Source organism: Enterobacter sp. FB, assembly GCF_000805795.1.
Classification (GTDB): Bacteria; Pseudomonadota; Gammaproteobacteria; order Enterobacterales; family Enterobacteriaceae; genus Enterobacter; species Enterobacter roggenkampii.
In genome coordinates this window covers 174,787-198,536 of sequence record NZ_JSZC01000013.1, presented here as the reverse complement: position 1 = coordinate 198,536, position 23,750 = coordinate 174,787, and the positions used below count along the sequence as shown (strand labels likewise).

The 23,750-nt window shown below is 55.2% G+C and carries 20 protein-coding genes; 5 read left to right on the top strand and 15 right to left on the bottom strand.

The genetic code is table 11. The features are described 5' to 3' along the window. Positions 1-4: 4 nt before the first annotated feature. From amtB to PI91_RS07775, 5 genes are all read right to left on the bottom strand, one after another. The gene (gene amtB / locus PI91_RS07795; RefSeq protein ID WP_008503303.1) at positions 5-1,294 is read right to left on the bottom strand and encodes an ammonium transporter AmtB; all 1,290 of its coding nucleotides are present in this window, start codon (positions 1,292-1,294) and stop codon (positions 5-7) included. A gap of 35 nt (positions 1,295-1,329) precedes the next feature. Then, the gene (glnK, locus tag PI91_RS07790; protein ID WP_008503304.1) at positions 1,330-1,668 is read right to left on the bottom strand and encodes a P-II family nitrogen regulator; all 339 of its coding nucleotides are present in this window, start codon (positions 1,666-1,668) and stop codon (positions 1,330-1,332) included. Between the two features lie 220 nt (positions 1,669-1,888). Beyond that, complete coding sequence (locus tag PI91_RS07785) at positions 1,889-3,670, bottom strand: SmdB family multidrug efflux ABC transporter permease/ATP-binding protein (RefSeq protein ID WP_021241646.1); 1,782 nt, start codon at positions 3,668-3,670, stop codon at positions 1,889-1,891. Next, positions 3,663-5,435 carry a SmdA family multidrug ABC transporter permease/ATP-binding protein gene (locus PI91_RS07780; protein ID WP_021241647.1) on the bottom strand — a complete coding sequence of 591 codons (1,773 nt, stop codon included), beginning with the start codon at positions 5,433-5,435 and terminating at the stop codon, positions 3,663-3,665. The genes PI91_RS07785 and PI91_RS07780 overlap by 8 nt, the downstream gene beginning before the upstream one ends. Before the next feature lie 30 nt (positions 5,436-5,465). After that, the gene (locus PI91_RS07775) at positions 5,466-5,924 is read right to left on the bottom strand and encodes an Lrp/AsnC family transcriptional regulator (protein ID WP_008503307.1); all 459 of its coding nucleotides are present in this window, start codon (positions 5,922-5,924) and stop codon (positions 5,466-5,468) included. A gap of 115 nt (positions 5,925-6,039) precedes the next feature. Between PI91_RS07775 and PI91_RS07770 the strand changes: the two genes are divergently transcribed. Beyond that, complete coding sequence (locus PI91_RS07770; protein ID WP_008503308.1) at positions 6,040-7,086, top strand: PLP-dependent cysteine synthase family protein; 1,047 nt, start codon at positions 6,040-6,042, stop codon at positions 7,084-7,086. Positions 7,087-7,126: 40 nt separating this feature from the next. Here PI91_RS07770 and cof read toward each other — a convergent pair whose 3' ends face one another. Next, positions 7,127-7,945 carry an HMP-PP phosphatase gene (cof, locus tag PI91_RS07765; protein WP_039265842.1) on the bottom strand — a complete coding sequence of 273 codons (819 nt, stop codon included), beginning with the start codon at positions 7,943-7,945 and terminating at the stop codon, positions 7,127-7,129. A 101-nt stretch (positions 7,946-8,046) separates the two neighbouring features. Between cof and PI91_RS07760 the strand changes: the two genes are divergently transcribed. Both PI91_RS07760 and queC read left to right on the top strand, forming a co-directional pair. Further along, a complete protein-coding gene (locus PI91_RS07760; protein WP_039265841.1) occupies positions 8,047-9,747 on the top strand; it encodes an SgrR family transcriptional regulator in 1,701 nt (566 codons plus the stop codon). Positions 9,748-9,813: 66 nt separating this feature from the next. After that, complete coding sequence (gene queC, locus PI91_RS07755; protein WP_039265840.1) at positions 9,814-10,509, top strand: 7-cyano-7-deazaguanine synthase QueC; 696 nt, start codon at positions 9,814-9,816, stop codon at positions 10,507-10,509. A gap of 61 nt (positions 10,510-10,570) precedes the next feature. On the opposite strand, the gene PI91_RS07750 is transcribed toward queC, so the two are convergent. The 9 genes from PI91_RS07750 to bolA all read right to left on the bottom strand — a co-directional run bounded on the left by PI91_RS07750 (position 10,571) and on the right by bolA (position 20,933). After that, positions 10,571-10,969, bottom strand: coding sequence for a YbgC/FadM family acyl-CoA thioesterase (locus PI91_RS07750; RefSeq protein WP_021241651.1), 399 nt, complete (start codon positions 10,967-10,969; stop codon positions 10,571-10,573). 99 nt (positions 10,970-11,068) lie between these two features. After that, a complete protein-coding gene (locus PI91_RS07745; protein WP_025912626.1) occupies positions 11,069-11,449 on the bottom strand; it encodes a helix-hairpin-helix domain-containing protein in 381 nt (126 codons plus the stop codon). Positions 11,450-11,597: 148 nt separating this feature from the next. Beyond that, positions 11,598-13,469, bottom strand: coding sequence for a peptidylprolyl isomerase (gene ppiD, locus PI91_RS07740; RefSeq protein ID WP_039265838.1), 1,872 nt, complete (start codon positions 13,467-13,469; stop codon positions 11,598-11,600). Between the two features lie 212 nt (positions 13,470-13,681). Further along, positions 13,682-13,954: a nucleoid-associated protein HU-beta gene (gene hupB / locus PI91_RS07735; RefSeq protein WP_002444653.1), complete on the bottom strand. Its 273-nt coding sequence runs from the start codon at positions 13,952-13,954 to the stop codon at positions 13,682-13,684. A gap of 210 nt (positions 13,955-14,164) precedes the next feature. Next, positions 14,165-16,519, bottom strand: coding sequence for an endopeptidase La (gene lon, locus PI91_RS07730; protein WP_008503315.1), 2,355 nt, complete (start codon positions 16,517-16,519; stop codon positions 14,165-14,167). A gap of 182 nt (positions 16,520-16,701) precedes the next feature. After that, a complete protein-coding gene (gene clpX / locus PI91_RS07725; protein WP_008503316.1) occupies positions 16,702-17,976 on the bottom strand; it encodes an ATP-dependent protease ATP-binding subunit ClpX in 1,275 nt (424 codons plus the stop codon). Between the two features lie 126 nt (positions 17,977-18,102). Continuing rightward, entirely contained in the window at positions 18,103-18,726 is a 624-nt protein-coding gene (clpP, locus tag PI91_RS07720; protein ID WP_008503317.1) for an ATP-dependent Clp endopeptidase proteolytic subunit ClpP, read from the bottom strand. Between the two features lie 260 nt (positions 18,727-18,986). Next, on the bottom strand, positions 18,987-20,285 hold the full coding sequence (gene tig, locus PI91_RS07715) for a trigger factor (RefSeq protein WP_008503318.1): 1,299 nt from the start codon (positions 20,283-20,285) through the stop codon (positions 18,987-18,989). 330 nt (positions 20,286-20,615) lie between these two features. Then, positions 20,616-20,933: a transcriptional regulator BolA gene (gene bolA / locus PI91_RS07710; RefSeq protein ID WP_021241655.1), complete on the bottom strand. Its 318-nt coding sequence runs from the start codon at positions 20,931-20,933 to the stop codon at positions 20,616-20,618. A 305-nt stretch (positions 20,934-21,238) separates the two neighbouring features. Between bolA and PI91_RS07705 the strand changes: the two genes are divergently transcribed. Both PI91_RS07705 and ampG read left to right on the top strand, forming a co-directional pair. Continuing rightward, positions 21,239-21,817, top strand: coding sequence for a lipoprotein (locus PI91_RS07705; RefSeq protein WP_023310568.1), 579 nt, complete (start codon positions 21,239-21,241; stop codon positions 21,815-21,817). 46 nt (positions 21,818-21,863) lie between these two features. Beyond that, positions 21,864-23,339, top strand: coding sequence for a muropeptide MFS transporter AmpG (ampG, locus tag PI91_RS07700; protein WP_039265837.1), 1,476 nt, complete (start codon positions 21,864-21,866; stop codon positions 23,337-23,339). The last annotated feature ends 411 nt before the right edge of the window (positions 23,340-23,750 follow it).

Genomic DNA, 23,750 nt, shown 5'->3' with positions numbered 1-23,750 from the left:
CAGATCATGCGTTATACGCATTCTCGCCGTGGCTGTTCACATCCAGACCTTCGCGCTCCTGCTCTTCCGGTACGCGCAGACCGACCGTCATGTCCGCCAGCTTGTAGCCGATGAAAGCGACGACCGCAGACCACACCACGGTGATAGCGATACTTTCCAGCTGCACCAGCACCTGATGAACCATAGTGACGCCTTCTGCGTAGCCCACGCCACCGAGCGATTTCGCCGCGAAGATACCGGTCATGATACAGCCGACAATCCCGCACACGCCGTGCACTCCGAACACATCGCAAGGGTCATCCACGCGCAGCACGCGTTTCAGTGCGGTCACGCCCCACAGACCCGCCAGACCGGACACCAGGCCGACCAGCAGCGCACCGCCGACACCGACATAACCACACGCAGGGGTGATACCAACCAGACCGGCAATCGCACCTGAACAGGCACCCAGCAGAGAAGGTTTCCCGCGTACCGCCCACTCGCCAAACACCCAGGAGAGGATTGCACCCGCCGTGGCTACAACGGTGTTCACGAAGGCCAGCGCGGCGATTTCGTTCGCGGCACTTGCTGAGCCGGCGTTGAAGCCAAACCAGCCAAAGTAGAGGATCGCAGTACCGGTAAAGACCATCGGCAGGTTGTGCGGTTTGAACGCCTCTTTACCGAAGCCCACGCGTTTGCCAATCAGATAAGCGCCCACCAGACCCGCGACCGCGGCGTTAATGTGGACAACGGTACCGCCCGCGAAGTCCAGCGCGCCGTGCGTGGCCAGCAGACCACCGCCCCAGACCATGTGCGCAATCGGCACATAGGAGAGCGTCAGCCAGACCACCACGAAGATCAGGACCGCAGAGAAACGAATGCGCTCGGCGAGCGCGCCCACAATCAGCCCGACGGTAATGCAGGCGAACGAGCCCTGGAACGCCACGTGAATATACTGATAGAAGCTGCCCATCAGCGCGGTCAGTTCAATGTTTTTCAGCATCACCCAGTCGAAGTTACCAAAGAACGCGTTACCCGTGCCGAACGCCAGAGAGTAACCGTAAACCACCCAAAGCACGCAGACCAGTGCAAACGTCACGGCAACCTGCGTCAGCATGGAGAGAACGTTTTTGCCACGGATCAGACCGCCGTAGAACAGCGCAATGCCCGGAATGGACATAAACAGCACCAGCGCGGTGCTGATCATCATAAAGGCGTTATCGGCTTTGTCGGCCACCGCAGGGGCAGCAGCCAGCGCCAGGCCCGGCAGCAGCGCCAGCGAACCCAGACCCGTTTTAAGTGTTGCTATCTTCATTTTCTCGATCCCTATCACTGTGTGCCAGGCGTTAATTACAGTGCCGCTTCGTCAGATTCGCCGGTACGGATGCGAATGACGCGCTGCAGTTCGGCAACGAAAATTTTGCCGTCGCCAATTTTGCCGGTGTAGGCCGCTTTGCTAATGACATCAATGACTTCATCAAGCTGATCGTCAGCAATCGCGACATCAATTTTTACTTTTGGCAGAAAGTTAACGCTGTATTCCGCCCCGCGATAAAGCTCGGCATGACCCTTCTGACGACCAAAGCCTTTCACTTCGGTGACAGTCAGTCCCTGAATACCCATTGAAGACAATGCTTCACGCACGTCTTCGAGTTTGAATGGTTTGATTACAACCGTAACCAGCTTCATAGATCCCCTCCAGTCAGAATTCGGTAATGGCCGCAGCTTACGCGGAAGGTATTGCAAGGGATGTGCCAGAAATGAAAACGTGAGGGAATCGCGGTGCGATGTGCGTTACACGGTTCTGATAAATGAACCGGTGAAAAAAAACGCACCATGCCGGTGCAGGGTGCGTTTCAGTTTTGCACCAACAGGAATGACTGTTAGCGCGACGCCTCATTTTAGTGCATCAGGCGCTAAGGGACTCTTCATCACGCACGCTGGCGGCCAGCTCTTCGCCCGCCAGCTGCAGCTGGTACATCTGCCAGTAGCGCCCTTGTGCTTCCAGCAGCTCGCGGTGCGTACCGCGCTCCACGGCCTGTCCGCGATGCAGCACCAGAATCGTGTCCGCGTCGACGATGGTGGAGAGCCGGTGAGCAATCACCACCAGCGTCGTATGGTCGCGTACGGCGGCCAGCGCCTGCTGAATCGCCTGCTCGGTTCCAGAATCTATGCTGGCCGTGGCTTCGTCCAGAATCAGCACCTGCGGCGTTTCAATCAGGACGCGCGCCAGCGCCAGGAGCTGTTTTTGCCCCACGGAGAGATTGTTGCCCTGCTCGCCCAGTTTCGTGTTGATCCCGTCGCTGAACCCGCGCGCCAGCTCTGCCAGCTGCACCGTTTCCAGTACCGCCCAAACCTGCGCTTCTGAATAGTCCCGTCCCAGGGTTACGTTGGCGTAGAAGGTATCGGCCAGCACGACCGGATCCTGCTGCACCATCGCAACGCCTTTGCGTAACACCGTGTGGCTGAGCGACGCGAGCGGACGTCCGTCGAGGCGGATTTCGCCTTGCGTGACCGGATAGTAGCCCATCAGCAGGCTGGCGAGCGTGCTTTTACCGCTGCCGGTATGGCCCACCAGCGCGACGAAACCGCGTGACGGCACATCGAGCGTAATCTCCTGCAACACCAGACGGTCTTCGCGATAGGCAAATGAGACGTTATCAAAGGTGATAGCCCCGCTTTGCAGAGGTCGCTCGTCATTGCCGTAGGCCTGGCGCGGCCTGTCCATCAGCTCAAAGACGCGCTCACCGGCGACAACCGCCTGTTGCAGCATCGATTGCTGCGTAGTGAGTTCGATCAGCGGCTCGTTAAGGCGTCCCAGATAGCTAATGAAAGCGTACAGCACGCCCACTTCAATCGTACCGTTTGCGCTCAGGCCAAAGAGCATCAGCAGCCCGCAAAGCACCAGCGCCGAGAACAGGCTCAGCAGCGGTCGCAGCAGGAAACCGTCCAGGCGCAGCGTCTGCATACGCGCCATATAGTGCGAACGGCTGGCTTCGCCCATGCGCTCGCCAAAGCGCGCCTGCTGGCGGAACTGCTGGATGACGCTCATGCCGTTGATCACTTCGTTGAAGCCATCGTTGATATCGGCCAGATAGGCGCGCACCCGGCGCACAATTGGCGTGCTATAACGCTGGTAAATCACCATGACGATCAGCACCGCCGGGAAGATCGTTATCGCCACCAGCGCCATGCGCCAGTCGAGGCTGAACATCGCCACCAGCATCGCGCCAATCAGCGCCGCGCTGCGCAGCACAGTTGCCACCACGGTAACGTACAGATCGCGGATCACCTCGGTATCGTTGGTCACGCGCGAAATCACCTGCCCGACCGGCTGGATATCAAACTCGCTGAGCGGCTGGCGAAGCGCCGCGTCCATCACATCGGTACGCAACTGCTGAACCACGCCCACGGCGGCACGGTTAAACAGCAGCGACTGCGCATAGTGCAGCCCTGCCGCCGCCAGCTGCAACCCAACGTAGGCCACGCCTAACCCCGCCACCAGCCCGAGCGGCAGGTAGCTTTTGGCGACCATATTGTCGATGAAATAGCTGATGAGCAGCGGTCCGCTCACTTCGGCAATCGCCGCAATCCAGAGTAAAAGCACGGCAACGGAGAGCGGTTTACGCCACGGCGAGCCGTAGGCTAGCAGACGTTTGAGCGTCGGCCACATCGTTCCGAGCTTACGCATTGGCGGCCTCCTCATCCTGCTCCGGCGCATCGTCCAGCGCCGCCTCAAGCTGCTGATAACGGTACATATCGCGATACCAACCCGGCTGCTCGCTAAGCGTTTCATGCTGCCCGCGCTGGGCAATATGGCCGTGCTGCAAAACCAGAATTTCGCTGGCTTCGGTAAGCGCTGACAAACGGTGGGCACTGATAATTATCGTGCGTCCGTCGCCCCACTGGCGCAGGTTATGCAGGATCTGATGCTCGGTACGGCCGTCCACGGCGGAGAGCGCATCGTCCAGAATCAGGATTTCCGCATTGAGCAGCAGGGCGCGGGCAATGGAGATACGCTGTTTTTGCCCGCCGGACAGCATGACGCCGCGTTCCCCGACTTCCGTTTCGTAGCCCTGCGGCAGGCGCAAAATGTCATCATGCACGCTGGCCAAACGTGCCACATGCTCGATCTCTTCCTGCGTTGCCGCAGGGCACCCAAGCGCGATGTTGTTCGCCACGGTGTCAGAAAAAAGAAACGGCGTCTGGCTGACGACCGCCAGGCGACCACGCCACTCATCCAGCAGCAGCCTGGTCAGCGGAATATCATGGAAACGAATATCGCCCTCGGTGACGTCAAAGTGACGCTGGAGCAGCGACAGCACGGTGCTTTTACCGGATCCCGTCGGGCCGCAGATGCCGAGCATCTGGCCCGGCTGAAGGGTAAAACTGACGTTCTCCAGTACCGGATGTTCCGTTTGCGGATAGATAAACTTGCGGACGTCGACTTTCATGACGCCGCGTCCTTCCGGCAACGCTTCGCTGCCGTCATTGACCACCGGCGCTTCGGCCAGCATGGCGCGAATACGGCTGTAGGCGGCGCTGCCGCGCTCCACGATGTTAAACATCCAGGCCAGCGCCAGCATCGGCCAGATCATCAGCCCCAGATACATGGCAAAGCTGGTCAACTGGCCCAGGGTGAGCGTGCCCTGCACCACCATCCAGCTACCGCCGCCAATCGCCAGCATATTTGCCATGCCGATTGCGATATAAATCGTTGGATCAAATCGCGCGTCAATACGCGCGACGCGCATGTTTTTCGCCCCCGTGTCGGCCGCATCGGCGGCAAACAGCGCGGACTGCCGGTCTTCCAGACCAAACGCTTTGATCATGCGGATGCTGGTCATGCTCTCCTGGGTGCGATCGTTCAGCGACGAAAACGCCGCCTGCGCCAGCTTAAAGCGCTCGTGCAGTTGTTCGCCATAGCGATTGATCGCCAGCGCCATGAGCGGCATCGGCAGCAGCGCCAGCAGGGTCAGCTGCCAGCTGATCTGCGTTGACATGACGATCAGCACCGCGCAGCCCATTACCAGCGAGTCCACCAGCGTCAGCACCCCTTCCCCGGCGGCAAAGACCACGCGATCGACGTCGTTAGTCGCGCGCGCGATAAGATCCCCGGTGCGATGGCGCAGATAAAATTCGGGATGCTGTCGACTCAGCTGGCGATAAAAATCTTCACGCAGCTCAACGGCCAGCTGATAGGACGCACCAAACAGCAGCACGCGCCAGACGTAGCGCAGCAGATAAACAATGACCGCCGTCAGCACCAGCGTGCCAACCCACATCAACACCCGTGCGGTGGTGTAATGCTGTTCGGTGACGCCATCCACGACGTAGCCCACCACTTTCGGCGGGATCAGCTGCAGGATAGCAATGATAATAAGCAGGGCGACTGCACCGAGGTAGCGTTGCCACTCCCGACGAAAGTACCAGCTTAATTGGGCAAATAATCGCACGCGGTTTGTTCCTGAAGGTATTTTACGAAGTTATTCAATGGGTAATGCTGTGGTGTATTTAATCTGTTCCATAGCGAAGCTTGAGGTGACGTCCGATAACCCCGGCACGCTGTTCACCAGCCGCTTGTAGAAGTCATCATAACGCTTCATGTCGGCCACCTGGACGCGCATCAGGTAATCGTACTCGCCGGCCATACGCCAGAAACCGAGCACTTCGGGCATCTCAGACACCTGGGTAACGAAGCGGCAATACCACTCGCTGCTGTGATGCTGGGTTTTTATCAGCACAAATGCCGTCAACCCAAGCCCCAGTTTTTCAGGATCTAACAGCGCGACGCGCCCCAGAAGAATACCGTCATCTTCCAGCTTCTTAAGCCGCTTCCAGCACGGGGTGGTGGTCAGATTAACGGCATCTGCCAGCGCCTGCAAAGAGAGGGTACAGTCACTTTGCAGCAATGAAAGGAGCTTGCGGTCAATTTTATCTAGCATACCCACCTCACAGAGAAAATTTTTCTCCCTTAATTCTATTTTAAAGGCCAGATAGCAACAATTTTTTCTGTGCTTTTCGCTATGCTAGGCACAAAATGACAAACGGATAACGACGATGAATAGCACCTGGGTTAAACATGCGATCAGCGAAATCAATGCCGACTATCAGCGCTCGGCGGATACGCACCTGATTCGCCTTTCCCTGCCGGGATTTGACGGCATTCAGCTCTATCTGAAAGATGAAAGCACCCATCCTACCGGCAGCCTGAAGCATCGCCTGGCGCGCTCGCTGTTTTTATACGGTTTATGTAACGGCTGGATTAAAGAAGGCACCACCATCATTGAATCCTCTTCCGGTTCAACGGCGGTGTCCGAAGCCTATTTCGCCCGCCTGCTGGGCCTGCCGTTTATTGCGGTGATGCCCTCCTGCACCGCAAAACGCAAAATCGAACAGATCGAATTTTACGGCGGTCGCTGCCACTTTGTGGAAAGCGCCTGCGAAATCTACGCCGCCTCTGAAATGCTGGCTCGTGAGCTGAACGGCCACTATATGGACCAGTTCACCTTCGCCGAGCGCGCGACGGACTGGCGCGGGAATAACAACATTGCCGACAGTATCTTCCGCCAGATGACCCACGAACCGCATCCGGTTCCGTCCTATATTGTGATGAGTGCCGGTACCGGCGGCACGTCAGCCACGATCGGACGCTATATCCGCTGTCAGGGTTACGATACCCAGCTGATGGTAGTTGACCCGCAGAACTCCGTGTTCCTCGACTATTGGCAAAACCGCGATGCCGGTCTGCGCAGCCCGGTGGGGAGTAAGATTGAAGGGATTGGCCGTCCGCGCGTTGAGCCCTCTTTCATCCCCGACGTTGTGGACGAGATGATGCGCGTGCCGGATGCCGCCAGCGTGGCAACGGCGCACTGGCTGGAAACGCAGCTGGGCCGCAAAGTGGGCGCCTCGACGGGCACCAATATGTGGGGCGCGCTGCAGCTTGCCGCACGTATGCGCGAAGCGGGACGCACCGGTTCCATCGTCACGCTGCTGTGCGACAGCGGCGAGCGTTATCTCGAGACCTACTACAATGCGGAGTGGGTGCAGGCCAACATCGGTGATATCGCCCCCTGGAAGGCGCAGATTGCTCAACTGCTGAAATAAAAAAAGCCAGACCGAAGCCTGGCTTGCTGGAAGGGTCTCACTATTCGGGGGAATATGGGAGGTTGTTATTGTCCAGCCAATGCGTCAAAAAATGGGACACTGCTTCATTACGGCAGTGACCGATAACCGGCAGATGGGGAAGTTCTGCTTTCAGCTGCGCCATCGCATTCCCCATGATCAGGCCGCGACCTACGCTACCCAGCATTTCGCGGTCGTTCATGGCGTCACCGAACGCCATGCACTCCTGCAGCGTTAATCCCAGGTGGTCGCTCAGCACCGCCAGAGCGGAACCTTTGTTGCAGCCCACCGGCAGCACTTCCAGGCAATCCACCGCCGAGAAGGTCAGGTGCGCCCGGTCGCCCAGCGCCTCATTCAGTTGGATCCGTAAGCGACAGAGATCGTCGTGATCGCCGCAGAAGCAGATCTTGGTCACCGCATGGGCGGGGATCCGACGCAGATCGATAAGCTGGTATTTAAAACCGCTATACACATGCGCGTGCAATAATTCCGGGATGTCGCTTCCGGTAAACCAGCCCCGATCGTTAAAGACGTGGATGCTGGCCTGCGTGTCCCAGGCACTGTGCAGCACAATATCCGCCACTTCCGGATTGAGATCCTGTCGGTACAGCACATCGCCTTCTACAGAGTGAATTCGCGTCCCGTTGCCGGTGATCAGAAAGGCATCGAGGGCAAACGCGCCCAGCAAATGGCGCATTTCCAGAACATGACGCCCGGTGGCAAACGTCAGGGTGACATTACGCTCGTGCAGGCGCTTCAGCGTGTTCAGGGTTTTCTCCCCTAAACGGTGATCCGGCATTAACAGCGTACCGTCCATATCAAATGCAGCGAGCCGAGCCATGATTACTCCCGAAATGTGATGCGGTTAACTTGTGCATCAGTATCGTGTGAGATATACGGAAGTAATAGTGAATAGATGAAAATTATTGTTCCGGGTTTCTTATGCGCCAGCTTAACCGTCTTAACCAGTATCAACGCCTGTGGCAACCTTCCGCTGGCGCGCCGCAGCAGGTAACCGTAAATGAACTTGCCAGCCGCTGCTTTTGTAGCGAGCGACATGTCCGTACTCTGCTGCGTCAGGCCCAGGAGGCGGGCTGGCTGACCTGGCGCGCGCAGTCCGGGCGTGGAAGGCGCGGTGCGCTGACGTTTCACGTCACTCCGGAATCACTGCGCAATACGATGATGGAAGAAGCGCTAAAAAGCGGGCAGCAGCATAACGCCCTCGAGCTGGCGCAGCTTGCTCCCGAAGATTTGCGTGCGCTGCTGCACCCGTTTTTGGGTGGGCAGTGGCAAAACGACACGCCGACGCTGCGCATCCCCTACTACCGCTCACTGGAGCCGCTTCAGCTGGGCTTTTTACCGGGTCGGGCAGAGCAGCATCTGGCAGGGCAAGTCTTCTCAGGTTTGACGCGATTTCACGGCAACAGCAGTGAACCGACGGGCGATCTGGCGCATCACTGGGATGTGTCGGATGATGGGCTGCGCTGGCATTTCTACATTCGCTCCACGCTGCACTGGCATAACGGCGATAAAATTGAAACGGCGCATCTCCAGCGGAGCCTGACCGCGCTGTTGACGCTTCCCGCCCTGCGCACCCTGTTTCAGAGCGTCCTCTGTATCGAAACAACGCATCCGCAGTGCCTGACGTTTACGCTGCATCATCCGGACTACTGGCTGCCGCACAGGCTGGCAACCTACTGTAGCCGTCTGGCGCATCCCGACCATTCGACGATTGGCAGCGGCCCCTTTCGGCTGGTCGCCTTTGAACCCGACCTGGTTCGTCTGGAAAGCCATGAGCAGTACCACCTGAGCCATCCGCTGCTCAAAGCCATCGAATACTGGATCACACCCCAGCTTTTTGATCACAGGTTGGGTACCAGCTGCCGTCACCCGGTGCAAATCGCGATTGGTGAGGCCGACGAGCTGGAAAGTCTGCGGCTGGTAAGCAGCAGCACCAGCCTGGGGTTCTGTTACCTCACGCTAAAACAGAGCGCACGCCTGAGTGAGAACCAGGCAAAGCGGCTGATTAATATCATTCATCACTCCAGGCTTCTCCACACGCTTCCGCTAAACGAAGAGCTCATCACCCCCACCGGGGAACTGCTTCCCGGCTGGACAATCCCCGACTGGACTGATTTAACCGATGTTGCCCTGCCTGAAGCACTGACGCTGGTTTACCATCTTCCCGTTGAGCTTCACACCATGGCCAGCCAGTTGAAGACGTACCTGGCGCTACAGGGTTGTGAGCTGACCGTCATCTTTCATGACGCCAAGACGTGGGACGGATGCCAGCAGCTTGCCGAAGCAGACATCATGATGGGCGACAGGCTGATTGGCGAAGCGCCAGCGTATACGCTTGAGCAGTGGCTGCGCTGCGATACGCTTTGGCCACACGTGTTAAGCGCACCGGCGTACGCCCATTTGCAAGCCACGCTGGATGCGGTACAGACTCAGGCCGAAGCTCGGGATCGGCACGCGGGCCTGAAGGCCATTTTTAGCCGATTAATGGAAAATGCAGTGCTGACGCCGCTCTTTAATTATCAGTATCAGATCAGCGCGCCGCCGGGCGTGAATGGGATTCGCCTCAACACCCGCGGCTGGTTTGATTTTACCGAAGCCTGGCTGCCCGCCCCCAAATCGTGAAGAAGCTGGTCGCCGCCACAGGCAGACGGTAACATATCGTTTTTACCGTAACAGTCGAGATGATTTATGAAACGTGCCGTCGTCGTGTTCAGCGGAGGACAAGACTCTACTACCTGCCTGGTCCAGGCTCTTCATCAGTACGATGAGGTTCACTGTGTCACTTTCGATTATGGTCAGCGACATCGCGCTGAGATCGACGTTGCCCGTGAACTGGCCCTGAAACTGGGGGCACGCGCGCATAAGGTGCTGGACGTTACGCTGTTAAATGAACTGGCCGTGAGTAGCCTCACCCGGGACAGTATTCCCGTCCCGGACTACGAACCCGATGCCAGCGGCATTCCGAATACCTTCGTGCCGGGCCGCAATATTCTGTTCCTCACCCTGACGGCAATTTATGCCTACCAGGTAAAAGCCGAAGCGGTGATCACGGGCGTGTGTGAAACAGACTTCTCCGGCTACCCGGACTGTCGTGATGAGTTCGTGAAGGCGTTAAATCACGCCGTCAATCTGGGGATGGCGAAAGAGACGCGCTTTGAAACCCCGCTGATGTGGCTGGATAAAGCCGAAACCTGGGCGCTGGCCGACTACTGGGGCAAGCTGGACCTGGTTCGCAGCGAAACCCTCACCTGCTACAACGGCATTAAAGGCGACGGTTGCGGCCAGTGCGCCGCCTGTAATCTGCGCGCTAACGGGCTGAACCACTATCTTGTCGATAAAGCCGGCGTGATGGCCGCAATGCAGAAAAAAACCGGGCTTAAATAGGGTGACCTGACCGTGCTGTCGCATAACAGGTGTCGACAGCACGGGTAAGCCTGAACCTGGGTTACACGATCATCAGTTCCAGCTTTTCGCGCAATTCCCCTTCCAGCGGCAGCGCTTTCTGCGTTTTCAGATCGATACAGACAAAGGTGATCAACGCATCAGCCACCACCTGCCCTTCCGGATCGAGCGTAACCACCTGGCTTAACACGCCGCTTTTGCCATTGATCTGCTGCACCTGGCTGGTCACCGTGAGCACATCGCCCAACACGGCAGGGCGACGGTAGTTGATATTAATATTGACGACCACGAACGCGATGTTGTGCGCGGTCATCCACTGAAAGCTTTCGCTGTTTTCCAGCCCGTCCCAGCGCGCTTCCTCAAGAAACTCCAGGTAGCGGGCATTGTTCACATGCTGGTAAACGTCGAGGTGAAAACCGCGTACTTTTATTTTTGTCTGCATAGCGCAATAGCCTTTACTGTTATTGTAGGATGAGAGGTCATAACTGGTATGACCTCTTTATCCTGGCAAAATTTTGCCGCTGTGCAAGTAATTGTGAGATTACAACGTCAGGTGTGCGAGGTTGCGCTCAACCAGCGCGCTCCCCATGCCCGGAACCTGCTTGAGGTCGTCGACCGTTTTGAAAGGACCATACTCTTCACGATAGCTTACGATGGCCTGCGCTTTTTTCAGCCCGACGCCATTCATCACGCGGGCCAGCTCTTCCGCAGAGGCCGAATTGATGCTGACTCGCGTACCGTCATCATCCACGTTTTTACCAACGTCAGCCGCTTTGGTTTGCCCCTGCCCCGGCGCTGCGGCGTCGGTCTTACTCTGTACCGCCTGTGGTTTAGCGGCAGGTGTCGCCGCCAGTGCGCCCGCGCTCAGCCCGGTGGTGGCAATAGCCAGCGTAATAAACAGTGCTTTGATTCCACATTTCATGCTGTTATCTCCTTGTTTGTAGACAGCCACGTCACGATAGCCGCCCGATAAAAGAGGCACAAACAGCAGAGTGCAGAAATGGAAAAGGCCGCGAAAGCGGCCTTTAATTATTGCAGAGCGTTGCGAAAATCTGCGAGCAGATACGTAATTATTGCTGCTGAGTAATGATATCGCCCAGCTTAATTTTGGCCTCTTTACGCAGGTTGCTCATCATGGCTTCGAAGGCAATCTGGGCATTGTTCTGGGTAATCCCCTGGACCATCGCCTTCTTCTGCGCGTCTGGCAGAGTGCCGGCTTTCACTTCATCCAGCGCCAGCAGAACGACGTTACCCTGCATATCGGTAGCGGTGCCGAAGCTTGGCTTGTCTTTCGCCGGCAGAGTCAGGCCAAACGCGGCCTGGCTGATAGGGTCCTGACCAGTACGGCTCAGCGTTTTCGCTTCACCGAAGCTCAGGCCAGTCGCTTTCAGCGCGTCCTGTTTACCCGCTTTCAGATCGGCCAGAATCTTCTCAGCATCCAGTTTCGCCTGCTGTTCCGCTTTGTTGTGCTTAACCTGAGCGACGACCTGATCCTTCACGTCCGCCAGCGGTTTGACCGCTTCTGGCTTGTGCTCGCTGACGCGCAGCACAAACGCACGATCGCCATCGACGGTAATGATGTCTGAGTTACTGCCCGGCGTGCCGTTCTCACCAACCAGACCACCGTTGAAGATGGCATCAGAAACCGGTTTGAAGTTCAGCTCTTCCGGCAGGTTGTCACGACCAAACCAACCCGTCTCAACCGCTTTCACCCCAGCCGCCTGCTCGGCACCCGCCAGAGATTCGTTGTCGTTGCTGGCAGCATCACTCACTTTCTGCTGCAGCGCATAGTAGGCATCCAGCGCTTTTTCCTGCTTCACTTTTGCCGCGATATCGTCACGAACCTCAGCCAGCGGCTTGGTTTTCGCCGCGGTGATGTCGTCCAGACGCACGACCAGGAAACCTACGGAGGATTTAATGACGCCAGACAGTTGGCCTTTCTCTTTCAGACCGGCATTTTTCAGCTCGTCCGGCGTGGTCGCGTCTTCCAGCCAGCCCATATCGCCGCCGTTTTTCGCAGAGATAATGTCGGTGGATTTCGCTTTCGCGACGGTCGCAAAATCAGCGCCTTTGTTCAGCTCATCCAGTACCGCTTTGGCATCAGCCTCGGTTTTGGTCTGAATCACGCTGTAGCGGTTACGCTGCGGCTGTGTGAACTGATCCTGATGCTGGTCGTAGTAAGACTGGATTTCCGCGTCAGACGCGCTTTCCTGCAGCGCAGCCGCATCCAGCTTGATGTAGCTCACGCGGAACTGTTCAGGAGAAACAAAGGTATTCTTGTTCTGCTCGTACCAGGCGTTAATGTCAGCGTCGCTCACCTGCTGTTTCGCCGCCAGGGCGTTAACATCAATGGTCGCTTCACGTACAACGCGCTGCTGCGCCACCAGCGCAGCCAGTTCATCCGTTTCGCCTTTGAGCATGAAATCGGTGCCAACAACGGCATTGATGAGCTGCTGGGTGGTCAGTTGGTTACGCAGCGCCTGCGCGTACTGATCGGCCGTCATCCCCATCTGGTTGACGATGCTGTTGTAACGCGCGTTGTCGAATTTACCGTTAGACTGGAAGGCTTGCGTGGAGAAGATGGCTTTTTTCACCTGCTCATCGCTAATGCCAAGGCCGAGTTTTTTGGCATACTGATCCAGCAGCGCTTCGTCGATAAGACGGTTCAGCGTCTGCTGACGCAGGGTCTTCATATACCCTTCGTTTGCTGCCAGTTCAGAGAATTGGTCGCCCAGCTGTTGCTGCATACGGTTACGTTCACCGGCAAAAGCATTCTCGAACTGGCCGCGGCTGATCTCCTGGCCATTCACTTTTGCGGCATAGTTCGCGCCACCGCCAATAAGGTAACTGCTCACGCCGGTCAATATGAACGACACGATAATGATACCGAAAATAATCTTGAGCACGAGACTGTTAGCAGCCGTGCGTAAGCTGTCCATCATGGTGTAACAACACTCCGCTGTAGGTGACTGGTTACCTGACGCTGACGGAAAATCCTGCCCGTCGCGCGTAAAGTCGTATTGTGACAAGAAAACGGGGCGATTGTCAGCCCACAACTCGCATAAACTCGCACAAATCAGGTCTGGACAAACAAAAAAGGCACATCAAAAGATGCGCCCTTGTACTATCCGGCTTCCCTGAAACGGGAAAGCAATCAGTTTACTGCGTCTTTCAGCGCTTTACCTGCACGGAAACCCGGCACTTTAGCGGCAGCAATGGTGATCTCTTTACCGGTCTGAGGGTTGCGGCCAGTACGGGCAGCACGCTCTTTAACAGCAAAAGTACCGAAGCCTACCAGTGCAACGTCGTCCCCAGCCTGCAGAGATTCAGTAACAGAAGCAATTAATGCATCTAACGCACGTCCAGCTGCAGCTTTAGAAATATCAGCACCAGCAGCAATTTTGTCAATCAGTTGAGATTTATTCACTGTTCTCTTCCTCTCTTTATAATTTATATCGCGCCTGAATCCTTCACAACGCGACCGCGCAGCAGTTATATCAGGCCTGCCATGACCTTACAACACCCGTTGTTGATGGCTGACCTAATCAGCAATCTAAATTAGCTATACAAAAAAAGGCTGGCAAGTGCGAAATGACTTACCAGCCTTGTTTTTATTGACGCTCTTTGCGCGAGGTCACTATTTTGCGGTTACAACCTGCATTCCTGACGGTTCATTCTGCAATGCGAGACTAAGTACTTCCTCAATTCGCTTAACAGGATGGATCTGCAGGTCGGCAATCACGTTGTCCGGAATCTCTTCCAGATCGCGTTTGTTTTCGTAAGGGATCAATACGGTTTTGATCCCACCACGATGCGCCGCCAGCAGTTTTTCTTTTAAGCCACCGATTGGCAGAACCTGACCGCGCAGGGTGATTTCACCGGTCATTGCCACATCAGCACGCACCGGGTTACCTGTCAGGCAAGAAACCAGAGCGGTACACATGGCAATACCCGCGCTTGGACCATCTTTCGGCGTCGCCCCTTCAGGTACGTGTACGTGGATGTCGCGTTTTTCGTAGAAATCCGGGTTGATACCCAGTTTCTCCGCGCGCGCGCGCACCACGGTCAGCGCCGCCTGAATGGACTCCTGCATCACTTCACCCAGCGAGCCGGTATAGGTCAGCTTGCCTTTACCCGGTACACAGGCGGTTTCGATGGTCAGCAGATCGCCGCCCACTTCCGTCCATGCCAGACCGGTGACCTGGCCAACGCGGTTTTCGTTATCCGCGCGACCATAGTCGAAGCGCTGAACGCCGAGATAGGCATGCAGGTTATCACCATTAATCGTGATGTGTTTCAGGCTCTTATCCAGCAACAGCTGTTTCACCGCCTTACGGCACAGTTTAGAGATTTCACGCTCAAGGCTACGCACGCCCGCTTCACGGGTATAGTAGCGGATGATGCCAATAATCGCGCTGTCCTCGACGGTCAGCTCGTTGGCTTTCAGCGCGTTACGCTCAATCTGTTTCGGCAGCAGGTGCTGTTTCGCGATGTTCAGCTTCTCGTCTTCGGTATAGCCGGAGAGACGGATCACTTCCATACGGTCCAGCAGCGGCGCCGGAATGTTCATGGAGTTCGACGTCGCCACGAACATCACGTCGCTCAGGTCGTAATCCACTTCCAGGTAGTGATCGCTGAACGCCACGTTCTGTTCTGGATCAAGCACTTCCAGCAGCGCAGACGCAGGGTCACCACGCATGTCCGACGACATTTTGTCGATCTCATCGAGCAGGAACAGCGGGTTTTTAACGCCCACTTTCGCCATCTTCTGGATCAGTTTACCCGGCATAGAACCGATGTAGGTACGGCGGTGACCGCGGATTTCCGCTTCATCGCGTACGCCGCCCAGCGCCATACGGATATACTTACGTCCGGTCGCTTTAGCGATGGACTGGCCAAGAGAGGTTTTACCCACCCCCGGCGGTCCTACCAGGCACAGAATCGGGCCTTTAATTTTGTTTACACGGCTCTGTACCGCGAGGTACTCAAGAATGCGGTCTTTCACGCGTTCCAGGCCGTAGTGGTCGGTATCCAGGATCTCCTGCGCCTGACGCAGGTCTTTTTTGACCTTGCTGCGGGCGTTCCACGGAACCTGCACCATCCACTCAATGTAGCCGCGTACGACGGTCGCTTCAGCCGACATCGGAGACATCATTTTCAGCTTCTGCAGTTCTGCTTCCGCTTTCTCTTTCGCCTCTTTCGGCATCTTCGCCGCGTCGATCTTGCGCTTCAGCGCTTCGTTTTCGTCCGGCGCGTCGTCCATCTCGCCCAGCTCTTTCTGAATGGCCTTCATTTGCTCATTCAGATAGTACTCACGCTGAGATTTCTCCATCTGCTTTTTGACGCGGTTGCGAATGCGCTTCTCAACCTGCAGCAGATCGATTTCAGACTCCATCATCGCCATCAGGTATTCCAGACGTTCGTTAACGTCGGACATTTCCAGCACGGACTGTTTGTCAGCCAGCTTCAGCGGCATGTGTGCAGCGATGGTGTCCGCCAGACGTGCAGGATCGTCGATGCTGTTCAGCGACGTCAGCACTTCTGGTGGGATTTTCTTGTTCAGCTTGATATAGCCTTCAAACTGGCTAATCGCGGTGCGAACCAGCACTTCCTGTTCGCGCTCATCAAGTTCAGGCGAATCAAGGTACTCTGCCTTCGCAGAGAAGTGTTCGCCGTCGTCTGACAGAGTGGTAATACGCGCACGCTGCAGGCCTTCTACCAGCACCTTCACGGTGCCGTCAGGCAGCTTCAGCATCTGCAAAATAGAGGCCACGGTCCCGACGGTGAAAAGATCGTTTACACCCGGCTCATCCGTCGATGCTTCTTTCTGCGCCACCAGCATGATTTTTTTATCATGATCCATAGCGGCTTCGAGGCAACGGATAGATTTTTCCCGCCCTACAAATAAGGGTATGACCATGTGCGGATAAACCACCACATCGCGCAACGGCAATACGGGGATTTCAATGCGTTCAGAACGCTCAGGATTCATAGAGCTCTCTCTTAGTTAGTGTCCGCCAGGTAAGCTGGTCATGTCACTGTGCTTCACATAACCATTAACATGTATCCAGTATATGGGGATGTTTCCCACACATTCAACGCTATGAATACGGAAAAAGTAAAGGGGAGATAAAATCCCCCCTTTTTGATTAACTGCTTGTATGATTTGGTGAATTATTCGCCAGATGCCTGCTGGGCTTCCGGTTTGCCGTAAATCAGCAGCGGTTTGGTTTGACCGCTGATGACCGACTCGTCAATCACCACTTTCTCAACGTCTTCCATCGACGGCAGATCGTACATGGTGTCGAGCAGTGCCGCTTCAACGATAGAACGCAGGCCACGCGCGCCGGTTTTGCGGCTCATTGCTTTTTTGGCAATCGCATCCAGCGCTTCGTCGCGGAATTCCAGATCAACCCCTTCCAGATTGAACAGCGCCTGATACTGCTTGGTCAGCGCATTTTTCGGCTCTTTCAGGATCTGGATCAGCGCCTCTTCACTCAGCTCATTCAGCGTAGCCACAACCGGCAGACGACCGATGAATTCAGGGATCAGACCGAATTTGATCAGATCTTCTGGTTCAACCTGTGCCAGAAGCTCGCCTTCGTTCGGTTTTTCGGATGTGGATTTCACCGTTGCGCCAAAACCAATGCCGGAGCCGGTTTCGACACGGTGAGAGATAACTTTATCCAGACCAGCAAAGGCACCGCCACAGATGAACAGGATCTTGGAGGTATCAACCTGCAGGAACTCCTGCTGCGGATGTTTACGACCACCCTGTGGCGGAACGGCGGCAACCGTACCTTCGATCAGCTTCAGCAGTGCCTGCTGTACGCCTTCACCCGATACGTCACGAGTGATGGACGGGTTGTCGGATTTACGGGAGATCTTGTCGATCTCATCAATGTAAACAATCCCGCGCTGGGCTTTCTGTACGTCGTAATCGCACTTCTGCAGCAGTTTCTGGATGATGTTTTCGACGTCCTCACCCACGTAACCGGCTTCGGTCAGGGTGGTGGCATCCGCCATGGTGAACGGAACATCAAGCAGACGCGCCAGGGTTTCAGCCAGCAGCGTTTTACCGGAACCGGTTGGGCCGATCAGCAGAATGTTACTTTTACCCAGTTCCACGCCATTGCTGGTATCGCCGTTACGCAGGCGTTTGTAGTGGTTATAGACCGCTACCGCCAGCACTTTCTTGGCCTGCTCCTGGCCGATGACGTAGTCGTCAAGGTGATGACGAATTTCATGCGGCGTTGGCAGCGCGCTGCGCTCACGGTGCGGTGCGACTTCTTTAATCTCTTCGCGAATGATGTCGTTACATAAATCGACGCATTCGTCGCAGATATACACGGACGGCCCGGCAATCAGTTTACGCACTTCATGCTGGCTTTTGCCGCAAAAAGAGCAGTACAGCAGTTTGCCCGAACCATCTTTGCGTTTATCTGTCATGAGTCCAAACCTCTTTTTAAGTTCTTTGTGCCGCACATGACGACGCAAATGCCATTCTAAGACGCAAGCTGCATCAAGCAGCGTGCCGCCCTACCTTAGTATAGCGGCACACTCGCGTCGCGGGCATCAATTACGATGGGTCAACACGGAGTCGACTAAGCCGTACTCAACTGCCTCTGAAGCAGAGAGGAAGCGATCGCGCTCGGTATCGCGCTCGATCTGCTCGAGAGGTTGACCCGTATGCTGCGCCATAAGTTCATTCATGCGCGCTTTTACTTTCAGGATTTCGCGGGCGTGGATTTCGATATCCGTCGCCTGCCCCTGGTAACCGCCCAGCGGCTGGTGAATCATCACGCGGGAATTCGGCAAGCAGAAACGCTTACCCTTCGCCCCTGCGGTTAACAGGAACGCACCCATAGATGCGGCCTGACCCATACAGATCGTGCTGACATCCGGTTTGATGAATTGCATGGTGTCATAAATGGACATCCCTGCGGTAATCACGCCACCCGGGGAGTTAATGTACAGGTAAATGTCTTTTTCCGGGTTTTCCGCTTCCAGAAACAGCATCTGCGCCACGATCAGGTTAGCCATGTGGTCTTCCACCTGGCCGGTCAGAAAGATAACGCGTTCCTTGAGCAGACGGGAATAGATATCAAAAGAACGCTCACCACGTGAGGTCTGTTCAATAACCATTGGCACCAGAGCCATATGGGGTGCAAAGTTATCTCGTTCGCCACTGTATGACATTTCCGTCTCCTGGATCAAAATTGAAAACACCTGCTGTACTGATTGTAACCTTACGGACGGATTATCAGCCAGTCTCATTCATCATGATTACGTACTTATGGGGTTCACAGTGCCCTATTTCAAGCATAACAACCTTTTGTTGTTACGCTAACACCGAAAGGGCGTTTTAGCACTCTTCCTGGGCTCTGGCTGCGATAAAAAAAACCCGCTGCCGCAAGGCAACGGGTTTTCTGTTCAAACTTTAAACCGTTGGGGCGAAATTACGCCTGCTGGTTCATCAGTTCGTTGAAAGAGGTCGCTTTTTCGGTCACTTTCGCTTTCGCCAGTACCGCTTCAACCGCCTGCTCTTCCAGGGCAACGTTGCGCATGTTGTCCATCAGCTCTTTGTTCTTACCGTAGAACTCGATCACTTCTGATGGATCTTCGTATGCAGAAGCCATCTCTTCGATCAGGCCTTTCACACGCTCTTCGTCAGCTTTCAGCTCGTGGGTACGAATCACTTCGCCCAGCAGCAGGCCAACCACAACGCGGCGTTTTGCCTGCTCTTCGAACAGCTCGCGCGGCAGTTCCATCGCTTGCTGCTGGTTGCCACCGAAACGCTGTGCAGCCTGACGGCGCAGAACGTCGATTTCGCTGTCGATCAGTGCAGCAGGAACGTCGATTTCGTTGGCTTTCACCAGACCTTCGATCGCCTGAGACTTCACGCGGTTACGCACAGCACCGTTCAGCTCGCGCTCCATGTTTTTACGTACTTCGGTACGCAGGCCAGCAACAGAACCGTCTTCCACGCCGAAACGTTTGATGAACTCTTCAGTCAGTTCTGGCAGTTCGCGCTCTTCCACTTTCTTCAGGTTGATGACGAACTTCGCTGCTTTACCTTTCAGGTTTTCAGCGTGGTACTCTTCCGGGAAGGTCACGTCGATGGTGAACTCTTCGCCAGCCTTGTGGCCTTTGATACCGTCTTCGAAGCCTGGGATCATTCGACCCTGGCCCATTGCCAGTACGAAGTCAGACGCTTTGCCGCCTTCGAACTCTTCGCCGTCTACAGAACCGGTGAAGTCGATGGTTACGCGGTCTTCCGCGTCAACAGCGCCTTCTTTCTCTTTCCAGTTCGCCTGCTGCTTACGCAGGGTGTCCAGCATGCCGTCAACGTCTTCGTCAGTCACGGAGACAATCGGTTTTTCAACTTCGATAGATTCCAGACCTTTCAGCTCAACTTCCGGATACACTTCAAACTCTACGGAGTAGGTGAAGTCTTCGCCCAGTTTGTATTCGCCTGGAACGTAGTTTGGCGCACCGGCCGGATTGATTTTTTCTTTGATGATCGCATCGATAAAGTTGCGGCTCATCAGTTCACCCAGCACATCCTGACGCACGGAAGCGCCATAACGCTGAGCAACAACATTCATTGGTACTTTGCCCTTACGGAAGCCGTCAATACGTACTTTTTTTGCTACGTTGACCAGCTCGCTTTTCACAGCAGTTTCGATGCTGTCAGCAGCGATAGTAATCGTTACACGGCGGCCAAGGCCTTGAGTGGTTTCAACTGAAACTTGCATCTTGTTACCTCAAAAAAATCACAGTGCTCGGTCAACTCTGAATCTGTCTGTTATACCGGGATGCTCTCTTAGTGCAGATTCACATTCCCTGTCGCCAGAATCATCCCGAAGACATTCAATAAGACGCGGCATTATAGCGGCATCACTTAGGTGAGTCGAGAACGGTTGGGGCATGTTGCTGCGGCTTTTTTCACACTTTAAGGCTATTTTTAGCCTTAAAATCGCACCATCCGCTCAAAACTCAGACAAAACAAAACGGCCCTAAGGCCGTTTTGAGGAAATCTGTAAGCAACATACTGGAAAAGCTCCAGCCGTTGCAAATCCGATTTATCAGGCGATAGTGCCTGCACCGCGACAGGGCGGCGATGCGAAAACCGTATCCTGCAAGCCTTCCCATTCCTTAATGGTATAGGTATGCAGTGCCAGCGCATGCACGGTCGTGGAGAGCTCTTCCGTCAAGGTGCTGTAGATCAAGCGATGTCGGTTCAGGAAACGTTCTCCCGTGAAGCGATCGCTAACCAGAACCACTTTAAAGTGGCTTTCAGAACCTGCCGGTACGTTATGACGATAGCTTTCGTCGACGACTTCGAGGAACACAGGGTTGAACGCTGCCCTTAATTTATCTTCTATATGCTCACGTATCATCATGAAATTACTCCTCCGACAACGCCAGGATGTCACCCATCCCTTTAAATATTAGCCGCTTTTACCGTTTCCATTACACATTGACAACAAATATTTAGCTTTCGTCCGATTTTCTCATTCAAACGAATGAAGTTAACTGTGAGGCTCATACCTTTTATCATCCGTGAAAGGAGAAAATGAGTGAGCTGGTCAGTTTTCAGACAAGACGATGAATTTACATGCGTTGACCACTTCCCCTGACCGTTGGCGATGTTATGATGGCGGCAATTTTTCTCTCTATTATGCTTACGATTCGTGAGAACTTAAAAATGTTAAAAAAACTCTTCTTTCCATTGGTAGCCCTTTTTATGCTGGCAGGCTGTGCTACCCCGCCTACCACCATTGATGTCTCACCAAAAATCACCCTGCCTCAGCAGGACCCAAGCCTGATGGGCGTCACCGTGAGCATTAACGGTGCCGATCAGCGTCAGGATCAGGCGCTGGCAAAAGTGACCCGCGATAACCAGCAGGTGACGCTCACCGCGTCCCGTGACCTGCGCTTCCTGCTGCAGGAAGTGCTGGAGAAACAAATGACCGCTCGCGGCTATATGATCGGCCCAAGCGGTGCAGTTGATCTGCAGATCATCGTTAACAACCTGTACGCTGACGTGTCACAGGGCAACGTGCGCTACAATATCGCCACCAAAGCGGATATCGCCATCATTGCCACCGCGAAGAATGGCAACAAGATGACCAAAAACTACCGCGCGAGCTACTCTGTTGAAGGTGCGTTCCAGGCATCCAACCAGAACATTGCTAACGCCGTTAACAGCGTGCTGACCGATACCATCGCCGATATGGCGCAGGACACCAGCATCCACGACTTTATCAAGCAGAACGCACGTTAATCCTGCTCACTGACCCGGTGTAACACCGGGTCAGTCTTATAAGAACATGTCCAGCCATTACTTACGCATTTTCCAGCAACCGAAATCAGCGATTCTGCTGATCCTCGGCTTTGCCTCGGGTTTACCCCTCGCGCTCACCTCCGGCACGCTTCAGGCGTGGATGACGGTCGAGAACATCGATCTCAAAACCATTGGTTTCTTCTCGCTTGTCGGTCAGGCCTATGTCTTCAAGTTCCTGTGGTCGCCGGTAATGGATCGCTATACGCCGCCGTTCCTCGGGCGTCGCCGCGGCTGGCTGGTGATGACGCAGGTCCTGCTGCTGCTGGCCATCGCGGCGATGGGGTTTCTTGAGCCCACCACGCAGCTGCGCTGGATGGCCGCGCTTGCGGTGGTGATTGCCTTCTGTTCCGCCTCTCAGGATATCGTGTTCGACGCCTGGAAGACGGACGTGTTACCAGCGGAAGAACGCGGTGCCGGTGCGGCCATCAGCGTGCTGGGCTATCGCCTCGGGATGCTGGTCTCCGGCGGGCTGGCGCTGTGGCTGGCCGACCGTTACCTCGGCTGGCAGGGCATGTACTGGCTAATGGCCGCCCTGCTTATCCCCTGCATTATCGCCACGCTCTTTGCCCCCGAACCGAGCGACGTTATTTCGGTTCCCCGCTCGCTGGAGCAGGCCGTGGCGGAACCGCTGCGCGACTTCTTTGGCCGCAACAACGCCTGGCTGATCCTGCTGCTGATCGTCCTTTATAAGCTTGGCGACGCCTTTGCCATGAGCCTGACCACCACCTTCCTGATCCGCGGTGTCGGTTTTGATGCCGGTGAAGTGGGGGTAGTGAATAAAACGCTGGGGCTGTTTGCGACCATTGTCGGGGCACTTTACGGTGGCGTGCTGATGCAGCGCCTGACGCTGTTCCGCGCACTGCTGATCTTCGGTATTCTTCAGGGCGCCTCTAACGCGGGCTACTGGCTGCTGTCGATTACCGACAAACATATGATCAGCATGGCCGCTGCGGTGTTCTTCGAAAATCTCTGCGGCGGTATGGGGACAGCAGCCTTTGTCGCCCTGCTGATGACCCTGTGCAACAAGTCATTTTCCGCCACGCAGTTCGCGCTGCTCTCGGCGCTCTCTGCCGTTGGCCGCGTTTACGTAGGTCCGATTGCCGGCTGGTTTGTGGAAGCCCACGGTTGGCCAACGTTTTATCTTTTCTCCGTGGTGGCTGCCGTGCCGGGGATTTTATTGTTGCTGGTCTGTCGCCAGACGCTGGAATATACCCAGCGGACCGAACACTTTATGCCACGAACGGAATATCACCGCGCCTACCGTTTTGCGTTACGTCTGTTAATGATGGGCTGCGTTGCGCTGGCACTCTGGCTTATCGTGCTCATTATTAATGCCAGCACACCACTGGCGCTCCCCTTTGAGACCCTTCTGCTGGACGCCGGAGCCCTGCTGGCCATCGTTGGGATCCTGACGGGCGGTCTGCTCGATTTCATGGCGTTGCGGAAAACGCGGCTGACCTGAAGAAAAATGCGAAAGGTTATTTCCCGTTGTAATCACCAACCGAAATTATAACGGTGAAATAGCCACCATCGACTAAAAAAAATATTTGTTGTTTTGTGCGGGATAGGATTTGGAAATTATTGGCTCTGGTTCCAAAACGCTATTTTTCATTAAACGATTCAGCATGCGATAGTTTGATTTTTCGTTTTTTAGATGTCTTTTTATTGATAATTAATTGTTAATTTTTTGTTTATTTTTAACAATGGTTATACCAATTGTCCCTTTTAGGGTATGCTTGGGGGTCCTTTCGTTATAAAGCCCATCTCATGCGGCTTCGGTCATAAAAACCGACATAATTTGCAACACTTGTGACACGTGCGGCAGAACCCGGTAACACCTTCCTGACACAGGCCTAATGATGTTTACAGTAAT

Coding starts and splice junctions, on each gene's coding strand:
- amtB (WP_008503303.1), bottom strand. CDS start 1,294: ATGAAGATAGCAACACTTAAAACGGGTCTGGGTTCGCTGGCGCTGCTG.
- glnK (WP_008503304.1), bottom strand. CDS start 1,668: ATGAAGCTGGTTACGGTTGTAATCAAACCATTCAAACTCGAAGACGTG.
- PI91_RS07785 (WP_021241646.1), bottom strand. CDS start 3,670: ATGCGTAAGCTCGGAACGATGTGGCCGACGCTCAAACGTCTGCTAGCC.
- PI91_RS07775 (WP_008503307.1), bottom strand. CDS start 5,924: ATGCTAGATAAAATTGACCGCAAGCTCCTTTCATTGCTGCAAAGTGAC.
- PI91_RS07770 (WP_008503308.1), top strand. CDS start 6,040: ATGAATAGCACCTGGGTTAAACATGCGATCAGCGAAATCAATGCCGAC.
- cof (WP_039265842.1), bottom strand. CDS start 7,945: ATGGCTCGGCTCGCTGCATTTGATATGGACGGTACGCTGTTAATGCCG.
- PI91_RS07760 (WP_039265841.1), top strand. CDS start 8,047: ATGCGCCAGCTTAACCGTCTTAACCAGTATCAACGCCTGTGGCAACCT.
- queC (WP_039265840.1), top strand. CDS start 9,814: ATGAAACGTGCCGTCGTCGTGTTCAGCGGAGGACAAGACTCTACTACC.
- PI91_RS07750 (WP_021241651.1), bottom strand. CDS start 10,969: ATGCAGACAAAAATAAAAGTACGCGGTTTTCACCTCGACGTTTACCAG.
- PI91_RS07745 (WP_025912626.1), bottom strand. CDS start 11,449: ATGAAATGTGGAATCAAAGCACTGTTTATTACGCTGGCTATTGCCACC.
- ppiD (WP_039265838.1), bottom strand. CDS start 13,469: ATGATGGACAGCTTACGCACGGCTGCTAACAGTCTCGTGCTCAAGATT.
- lon (WP_008503315.1), bottom strand. CDS start 16,519: ATGAATCCTGAGCGTTCTGAACGCATTGAAATCCCCGTATTGCCGTTG.
- clpX (WP_008503316.1), bottom strand. CDS start 17,976: ATGACAGATAAACGCAAAGATGGTTCGGGCAAACTGCTGTACTGCTCT.
- clpP (WP_008503317.1), bottom strand. CDS start 18,726: ATGTCATACAGTGGCGAACGAGATAACTTTGCACCCCATATGGCTCTG.
- tig (WP_008503318.1), bottom strand. CDS start 20,285: ATGCAAGTTTCAGTTGAAACCACTCAAGGCCTTGGCCGCCGTGTAACG.
- bolA (WP_021241655.1), bottom strand. CDS start 20,933: ATGATGATACGTGAGCATATAGAAGATAAATTAAGGGCAGCGTTCAAC.
- PI91_RS07705 (WP_023310568.1), top strand. CDS start 21,239: ATGTTAAAAAAACTCTTCTTTCCATTGGTAGCCCTTTTTATGCTGGCA.
- ampG (WP_039265837.1), top strand. CDS start 21,864: ATGTCCAGCCATTACTTACGCATTTTCCAGCAACCGAAATCAGCGATT.